Below are 8133 nucleotides of genomic sequence, written 5' to 3'. Positions count from 1 at the left end.
AATTTGAGGAGATACCTTTTGAAAGCAAAGAACAGTTTTTACGTGATATTCTATCGATTGAAGTCAATTCCAGACAAACCACCAAAATCGCTAGACTGATAAAAAAGGCTAAATTTAGAGAGCTTAAATGGCTTAGGGATTATGAATGGTCCGACCAGCTGCACTTACCAGCAACAACCTCGAAAGAGGAAATCTGTGACCTCCGTTTTATAAAGAAAAAACAGAATCTTCTACTTTTAGGAACGCCAGGCACTGGGAAAACTCATCTAGGAACGGCTTTAGGTGTGAAGGCATGTGAACTGGGATTTGAGGTCCGTTTCTTTAGGGTGGCTGATTTGGTGGGACAATTAGAAGAAGCGATGAAAGAAGGCACCTTGCAGAGATTAAAACGACAGATTGAGAAGTGCGATTTGCTTATACTGGATGAATTGGGATACGTTCCTTTTCAAAAGCAAGGATCGGAATTATTGTTTCACATTATTGCAGACTGTTACGAGCATAAAAGTGTGATTGTAACCTCCAATTTGGAGTTTGGTCAGTGGAATCGGGTTTTTGGGGATAACCGTCTAACTTCCGCCCTTGTGGACAGACTAGTTCACCACGCGCATGTCATAGCGTTCACAGGGGAAAGTTACCGGTTGAAAAATGCCTTATCCTCCGTAAAAACGGATACTGGGATTTAATGTAAAAGAAAAGCTGCAAGCCTATGTAAATTTCTCTGCAATTTTCTGCACTTTTTGCTTGCAAAAAACAAATGGGCGACAGAAAGGAACAATCGCATTACGTCTTGGATGAGTGGCTAGGCTTTAGAAAATATCAACGCTTTAGTCCACTGGTTGAGGTGAAAGTGGCAGAACTCGCCAGTGAAAGTACGTATCGAGAATACTATCAGAATGGACCGCAGTGACGATGAGCCATCAAGACGGTAGGCAGTATCATTAGACGTGTGGGAAAAGTGCAAGCCCAGGCAGATCAAGAAGGGGTGGAAGAGTTAGAAATGGCATCTTCTCTTCCTAAAGCAAAGCAGGTAGACTTTTTATTTGCCGAGGCAGATGGGGTATTTGTGAGAGGGTTAGAAAAGAGACAAAAAGCTATGAAAGAACATGATTGGAATTCATTTAAATTATGGGTAGATACCTATGAAAGCACAGTAGCTGACACAAAGAAACAAGAAAAAATAGAAGATTTCAGAAAGTATATCCAACATAATCGGAATCGAATTTCTGACTGGCGAGAGAAAATAGAGGATGCCCTAAAAGATGCAAGAGGAATGGGCGCAATAGAGTGCAGCGGGTGCAGAAGCTATAGTCAAAGTGAAACAAGGAATATTAAATAAAACGTTGAGAGAAGTGTATTTAAAGAGCTAAAGAATGAGTGCGAGAAAACAATGCATAGTGAAAAAGGCCGTTAGAATGTCTGAGTTTTTACATCAAGAAACACGCTCATCATCAGGAGAGCAAGCGATAGCGTGGTAGCTGAAAAAGCGTACAAAATAAGAGTGCTAGAAATACCATGGTTAAGACTACCTTGAGAAAAAGTTGACACATACTTGTTTATACCTGTCATAAATGACGATTGTACTTTTCCCTTTACTTACATCAAGTGTAATGACATTCTTCATCCTATTATTTTCCTTTTTATCCAATCATAGAAGTTTTCACATCACCTTATCGATTCCATTTTCTTATACACGATCTCTTGGATTCAACAAACTAAATTGATTCGTACAAGGGTGTGAAGTTGGTCTGTTTATTGATACGGACTCTAAAATGGTCCCAGAGGCTGGTCGACCTTCCTTCACTTCTACTAATGTTAGTATGTTTTTTTGCATTTTTACTGGGTTCCTCATTTTGATACATAATATGTATTAGCGTACACGATTGCCCCAACATAATCAGCTTATAACTGGAAAGAGCTATTAGAAGAGCTCAAAGAACGCGGTGTGGAGGACGTTCTGTTATTCATATCAGATGACTTTAAAAGGCATAGCTGACACTGTCTTCAATGTGTTTCCAAAAGCGAAATATCAAGTATGCCTTGTGCATGTTGGACGTAATATTTCTCATAAAGTACGTATAGAGGACCGCCAAGCAATTTGTGAGGATTTTAAAACCTTCACCAATCAGTGGACGCAGAGGCAGCTGAGCAGGCACTCCGTGCGTTTTGAGCTAAATGGAGCAAATCGTATAAAAAGGGCACACAATCATTGCTTGAGAACCCCTATTTACTCACATTTTATCAGTTATCTAAGGATATTTGGACAAGTATTTACTCGAATCTTTTAATAAACAAATTAAGAAGTACACGAAACGGAAAGAACAGTTTCCGAATGAAGAATCACTGGAGCGTTTCTTAGTTGTACAGTTTGAAGACTATAATCAACGTTTTGCCACACGTTGCCACATCCTTTTTTGCTTGTAATGATGACACCCAAACTGTTTATGCATTGTATGTTTGTAATATCGTCCCTTCCTTTTGACACCTTCTGAAACACTTTGTAGGCTATGTGATGAGAATAAAATAGCCATTTTCTTTTAACTTGAGAAAGGCCACGTAGAAGGGCTCATAACGTGTGTCCTCAATCATCTTTCGAGAGGCTCTCGAAATCAAGTTTCTCTTTTAATAGTTTCCAAAAATAAAATGGTCGTAAAATTGCAACCATTCTCATTAAATCTATTTTTATTCCGTAATCACTAAATGCGGTTTTCCTCGCACACCTTAAACCGTTAAAGACACCAGATCACTCACACGCAACCCCACATTAATCCCTAAATTAAATAAAAACAGATCCCTGGCACTCGCATATTTGGAGAGCGCCCAACGGAAATTTCCAACTTCTATCTCCGTACGTAATGGGTTTTGGGGTCAAAAAGTTAATGCTTTATTAAAAGTGGTCCATCCATTTGGATATTATTTACAATTATACTTATGCAACAACGACGATTTTTATGGTTTAAGGTACAGCTTTTTCCTTCATTTTCCGAAGCCAAATATGTGCTGGCTTCCATAATGCTGCCCTCAAATAACGGCTGATTTGTAGGATTTTCCGTTCACTCTTTATATCCATTTGAGCTAACACATTCAGGCAGAAAACAATTAGTGCCATAAATACTTGGCTGTAAATCGCATTTTCGCTTTGACCATAGAACTTTTTGATATTCAGATGTTGTTTCATCCATTTAAAAAATAATTCGATGGCCCAACGAGATTTGTACATTTCTGCTATTTCTTCTGGCTCTAAATCAAAACGATTGGTGACCAGATGGAGTACATTTCCTTTGGTATCTAGCACTTTTACTAAACAAAAATAGTTTTCAGCTCTATTTTGAGTAGTACCAATAAATACCATTTGGTCAGACAACACATCCGAATCCTCGGGTATTTTAAAGTCGTACACTTCTCGAATAACGGCATTTTTCCTTAGCCTGGAAAGAAATAGGCCTCATCGGTCATGCGATCAAAACGCTCGTAATCTAAATAACCACGGTCAAAAACATACATGCAATCCCGATCGTCTACCATGACTTCTAACTCATTCCGATCATGAACTTTAGCGGGAGTAAGTATAGCCTTTTCTGGATAAGATTCACCTTTTTCCATAAAGACAAGGAGTAAATGGAGTTTCACACCTGCCTTGGTTTTACGAAATTGAACCCATTTATGATTTGTTAATTAAGTGGCAATGTGCAGGAATCAATAATTTTTAAGGGCATAGTTCTTTTCGAATAGTGAGTTTTTGTATGAATCTGTCTAACTAAATCGAGAAAAAGAGGTTGGAAAATTTCTGAATTTATGCCTTTTAACCTACGAGAAATCTGTGATACACTAATCGATTCTAAGTGTGTACCTTTTTGTAAATTCTCATCAAAAAGTGAATCTGCTAAAGCATGTAGACTTTCTGTTTCATGCAACTGTGCAAAAAGCAAAAATTTCAAGAATGAATCAGGCGTAAACTTTTTTGTATAATAATCTAATTTCATGATTTTCACTTTTTCTTCAAATAATCGAAAGTTTATCGGTGAAAACCATTGTTCAAATGAATTTTTTGGTGTACTCTTGTCCATGAGATAGTCCTTTATTAGTGGATTTGGACGGGTGATCACTTGCTAAATCCATTATAAAGGATTTTTTTATGGTCAGAATTAAATAATTGAAGATTATGAGTATCTTTAATCTTCAGTTAAAATTAATGCAACACTAGTGAAAGTAATCAAATAAATTTATCAAGGGTTTAGGAATTTCCTAGAAGGCCAAAATCAACATTTTTAGGGTTTGTCATGACAAACCCGTTGCTTGCCCTACAAAAATAACAGAGTATACAATAGTCTAGAGTTATGGGATTGGCATCTCCCGATAATCCGTCCTTCACATAGATAAAAACAGGACAATATTTATTAGAAACATCGGTTGAACTAGTAGATTCAGAAGCATGGCAGTTTGAAGAATTAGAAAAAGAAACATATGACTAGATTAAAACACTGAAGAGGGCGAAACAACAGAAAACAAAGAATAGGGGAGGGGCATACCACAATGGTAAATGAAAAAACAAGAGTTGGATATATCCAAGAAAAAATACTAGATTTATGCCCTTCTGATAAGGTTACGCTTATTTTAAACCAACCTGTTTTTTATTAGTAAGGGTAATGAAGATCACATTAAAAGCGAGCACCCCACTGAATACAATCAATATTTTACTGAATTAAGTAATATTCTTGCCAATCCAGATTATTTAGGTATTCATCCAAGTGGTCGTTCCGTTCAATACTTTAAATTTTTTGGTAATAGACCAGATAGAATATTAGTTGCAGTCAGAGCAACGAACGGGGAAACACTTCTTGTTCGCTCACTCTATTCGGTAACTGAAGAAAAGTGGTTCTGTGCCAAATGTTGGGGTTAGGTTATTTAAATATCTAACCAATATAAACTTCGATATCCTTATATTTACTTGATAATAATATTTTTGCTCTAAAACGTTCAAAACTGCGGAATCCAAATGCATTCCGTTTTAATACTTTTGTGCAATTATTAATTCCTTCTAAAAAGTCATTTGAATCTCTTTGGTCTTACTCATTTCAGTAGGATCGTTTTAAACCATTGACGGAAGGATTCTTTTAGTTCATAAGCTTTATGAAGTCCAGATAGAAATGTTCAATAATGTTCTAAATACCAACGTTGCTTTTCATTTAATTTTGTACGGCCTTTATAGAATACATGACGCATTTTCTTAAATTTCTTTCGATCATAGGGGTGCCAATCATTTTGAATCTGTTGGCGTACTTGATCCATTGCTCAATAAATAGAACGACAAAAATGAAAATGATCGGCAACAATGACAGGTCCACCTAAGGCCTCATAAACGGTCGATTTAAACAATGGATTCAATATCCATTACAACTAGCTGTACCTGTGAACCATGGTGTTGTCAATGATGTTTAATGGTGATTTTTCTACGATTTGGTAAGATATCAGTGGGTTCATGCGTTTTTGCATTTACGATAATGAGCTGATACGTTCCTTCGTTTGTATCTCCTTTGTGTTCATCTATCGCCGCTATAGCTGGTGGGTGGCAGTTCTTTGACGGGTTCCATCGTCTTCTGAGCCAATTGATGGAATCGACGTATAACAGTCGAACTAGAAGTCCCCGATAATTCCGCCACTTTCTTAAAGGTTTTCCCTTTACACTACGTACAGAAACCATTTGATTCCATTTCCTCGAGAACCGTTGATAGCGATTCGCAAAAGAGTACTTTTCATCAAATCTTTTATGACAATGCACACATTCATATCGACATTTTCGATACATCAGAATCGTAATTCGCTCAAACCACTTTAAATACTTGATCTTTTGTATTCGATCATTATGTACTTTCTTTGTTTTCTCACCACAATATGGACAAGAGTGAATCACTATTGGAAGTTCTACATGAAGCACTACTTGTTCTTCTATCTTAGTAATCCTTACATTTTTTAATCCTGGCATATTTATGTTAGAATTTCTTTGCACGATACTCGCTTCCTTGTTTCTAGTCAATTCAAGTATATAAGAAATTGCAGGTATCTGTTTTATTATGATTTAAATTGTTTCAAAACCCTAATATTTAGTATAGAGCCTTTCTTTCGTGCGGGTGTATACTCAGTGGAGCAAATTCAATGTCCCGCAGGAAAGCGAGCAAGCCGTAGCGGAAATCAACAAATTCTCCCCCTTTTTATGGACAAAATTGGATAATCAGCATAACTGGCAAAAAATATTGAAATCATTTTGAACAATTCTTTTTTATGATAAAATTCGTCTATTTTTTATACATAATCATTGTCTCAGAGCACAAGCTAATAGAAAAAGAAAGGAAGTAAAAAATGGAAGAAAACAAATATGCTAAACTGGATGATGAACAGCTAAAAGAACTACAAGAGTTAGAAGAAAAGTTTGGTTATACATTGATCGCATTTGATACAGGGAATGATCAAGGAGTCAATCAAGACGGTATATCATAAAGTGAAACTCCATCAGTGGGGTTTTCTTCATCCTCCACTGAGCTAGAGGAACTTAAGTGAAAAGCGCCACGTCCTGTGGCAACACCTGAGGGACCAACATCTTGTTCGCCCAAACCAATCGGGCGCATGCGGCAGTTGATCCCCTACCTATCTTTCTCATTTCTCTCTAAATCTTGAGATGGGGTCTTACTGCCCGTTAAAAGCGGGATAAAAGATCCATTGAAGCCTTGCAGGTATGCAGGGTTTTACTTTTGAGCATGAATGTGATTTACCTTGAAGTTATTAAAAGTGAAACTTCATCCGGTAGGGAGTTCCTTATTCCACACTAGGTGTTTGTTTCATCAATTTGGTTTTTACAGATAGGCAGGATCTCCAGCTTATTATCTACAATCACGAAAGTAGGGGTTCTATTACGCATCAATATGAGATAAAGGAAGTGGGATGCTTTGTTGAAAGATTTTTATACAGATTTACATATTCACATCGGACGTACGTGGAAAGGAAAGCCTGTTAAGATAACAGGTAGTAAAACATTAACACTTGAAAATATTTTGCATACAGCATCAGTGAAAAAAGGATTGGATATTGTCGGTGTTATTGATTGTCATTCTCCTGAGGTTTTGGAAGAAATGGCTTCTTTAATACAAGAACAAAAATTGATACAGCTAGATGGTGGAGGATTACGTTATAAAAACACTACACTTATTCCGGGTGTAGAAATCGAAGTGAATGATGATCATTGTTTAGGGCCTATACATGTTCTGGCATTTTTTAGATCTTGGCAAGCAATGCGAGAGTTTTCTGCATGGATGCAACATTATGTGAAGAATATGAACCTGAGCACACAAAGGATAAGGTGTGATGCAGTCACATTACAACATAAAGTACATGCGCTTAGTGGGATTTTTATCCCTGCACATGTTTTTACACCATTTAAAAGTGCATATGGTAAAGGAGTAAAAAAGAGCTTATCAGAAGTTTTTGATATGGAACAAATCGATGCGATCGAATTAGGATTAAGCTCGGATACAGATATGGTAAAGGGAATTAGCGAACTAGCAAAGTACACATTTGTCACAAATTCAGATGCACACTCACTTGGAAAAATGGCTCGTGAATATCAAAAAATCCACATGCAAGCGCCTACTTTTGATGAATTGCAAAAAGCTTTGAAGGAAGAAGAAGGACGTGAGATTCTCACTAATTATGGGCTTAATCCGCTTTTAGGAAAATATCATGAAACGGCCTGTGCAGATTGTGGATATCGTACTTCTCTATCGCCATGCCCAAATTGTGGTGGCAAGCATCTTGTAAAAGGTGTAGCGGTGAGGGTAAAGGAGCTAACAGACACTCATCAAAATTTACGAAAACGCCCTCCTTATATTCACCAAGTTCCTCTCGACTTTATACCTAGTATCGGTAAGAAAACGATCGAAAAACTATTACTGACTTTTGGTACGGAAATGAGGATTTTACATGAAGTGTCGAAAGAGGACTTAGAGGAAGTAGTCCCAACGAAAATTGCTGCATTGATCGACAAAGGTAGGAATGGACAGCTCTCACTCATTACTGGTGGCGGTGGAGTATATGGCAAGGTGAAAACGGAATAGAGGGGATGCCGAGAAGTGGCTCAAGCCCCTC

7 protein-coding genes and 3 pseudogenes are annotated in these 8133 nt (G+C 37.3%); 6 read left to right on the top strand and 4 right to left on the bottom strand.

Annotation, left to right across the window (positions count from 1 at the left end; genetic code table 11):
• Together istB and FEU33_RS17940 are read left to right on the top strand one after the other, a co-directional pair.
• Positions 1–683: IS21-like element helper ATPase IstB (gene istB, locus FEU33_RS17945; protein ID WP_146549929.1), on the top strand; the 683-nt coding region annotated here is incomplete at its 5' end.
• Positions 684–982: 299 nt separating this feature from the next.
• Positions 983–1336, top strand: coding sequence for a hypothetical protein (locus tag FEU33_RS17940; protein WP_186731481.1), 354 nt, complete (start codon positions 983–985; stop codon positions 1334–1336).
• A 348-nt stretch (positions 1337–1684) separates the two neighbouring features.
• Here the strand turns inward: FEU33_RS17940 and FEU33_RS18965 are convergent, their stop codons facing one another.
• Complete coding sequence (locus tag FEU33_RS18965) at positions 1685–1831, bottom strand: hypothetical protein (protein WP_186731480.1); 147 nt, start codon at positions 1829–1831, stop codon at positions 1685–1687.
• A gap of 33 nt (positions 1832–1864) precedes the next feature.
• On the opposite strand from FEU33_RS18965, the pseudogene FEU33_RS19210 reads away from it, so the two are divergent.
• Positions 1865–2421 (top strand): annotated as a pseudogene (locus FEU33_RS19210) (IS256 family transposase); the annotation flags it as partial.
• Positions 2422–2953: 532 nt separating this feature from the next.
• Here the strand turns inward: FEU33_RS19210 and FEU33_RS17920 are convergent.
• A pseudogene (locus tag FEU33_RS17920) lies at positions 2954–4064 on the bottom strand (IS4 family transposase).
• 557 nt (positions 4065–4621) lie between these two features.
• On the opposite strand from FEU33_RS17920, the gene FEU33_RS19455 reads away from it, so the two are divergent.
• Entirely contained in the window at positions 4622–4897 is a 276-nt protein-coding gene (locus FEU33_RS19455) for a PBECR3 domain-containing polyvalent protein (protein WP_186731483.1), read from the top strand.
• Between the two features lie 13 nt (positions 4898–4910).
• On the opposite strand, the pseudogene FEU33_RS17915 reads toward FEU33_RS19455, so the two are convergent.
• Positions 4911–5980 (bottom strand): annotated as a pseudogene (locus FEU33_RS17915) (ISL3 family transposase).
• A gap of 374 nt (positions 5981–6354) precedes the next feature.
• Between FEU33_RS17915 and FEU33_RS18955 the strand changes: the two are divergent.
• Positions 6355–6492 (top strand): hypothetical protein, encoded by a 138-nt coding sequence (locus tag FEU33_RS18955; RefSeq protein WP_186725852.1) that lies wholly within the window; start codon positions 6355–6357, stop codon positions 6490–6492.
• Here FEU33_RS18955 and FEU33_RS18950 read toward each other — a convergent pair.
• Positions 6474–6620, bottom strand: a complete 147-nt coding sequence (locus tag FEU33_RS18950; protein ID WP_186731479.1) for a hypothetical protein — start codon at positions 6618–6620, stop codon at positions 6474–6476. The genes FEU33_RS18955 and FEU33_RS18950 overlap by 19 nt on opposite strands.
• A gap of 321 nt (positions 6621–6941) precedes the next feature.
• Here FEU33_RS18950 and FEU33_RS17910 point away from each other — a divergent pair, with 321 nt between their 5' ends.
• Entirely contained in the window at positions 6942–8102 is a 1161-nt protein-coding gene (locus FEU33_RS17910; RefSeq protein WP_146550874.1) for an endonuclease Q family protein, read from the top strand.
• Positions 8103–8133 lie beyond the last annotated feature (31 nt).

It is taken from the genome of Rummeliibacillus suwonensis, assembly GCF_007896435.1.
GTDB lineage: Bacteria > Bacillota > Bacilli > Bacillales_A > Planococcaceae > Rummeliibacillus > Rummeliibacillus suwonensis.
This window is presented reverse-complemented; position numbering and strand designations above follow the sequence as displayed.

Bases quoted from the DNA above. Each gene is read 5' to 3' on its own strand.
- FEU33_RS18950 (WP_186731479.1), bottom strand. From the start codon at position 6,620: ATGCGCCCGATTGGTTTGGGCGAACAAGATGTTGGTCCCTCAGGTGTT.
- FEU33_RS18965 (WP_186731480.1), bottom strand. From the start codon at position 1,831: ATGCAAAAAAACATACTAACATTAGTAGAAGTGAAGGAAGGTCGACCA.
- FEU33_RS18955 (WP_186725852.1), top strand. From the start codon at position 6,355: ATGGAAGAAAACAAATATGCTAAACTGGATGATGAACAGCTAAAAGAA.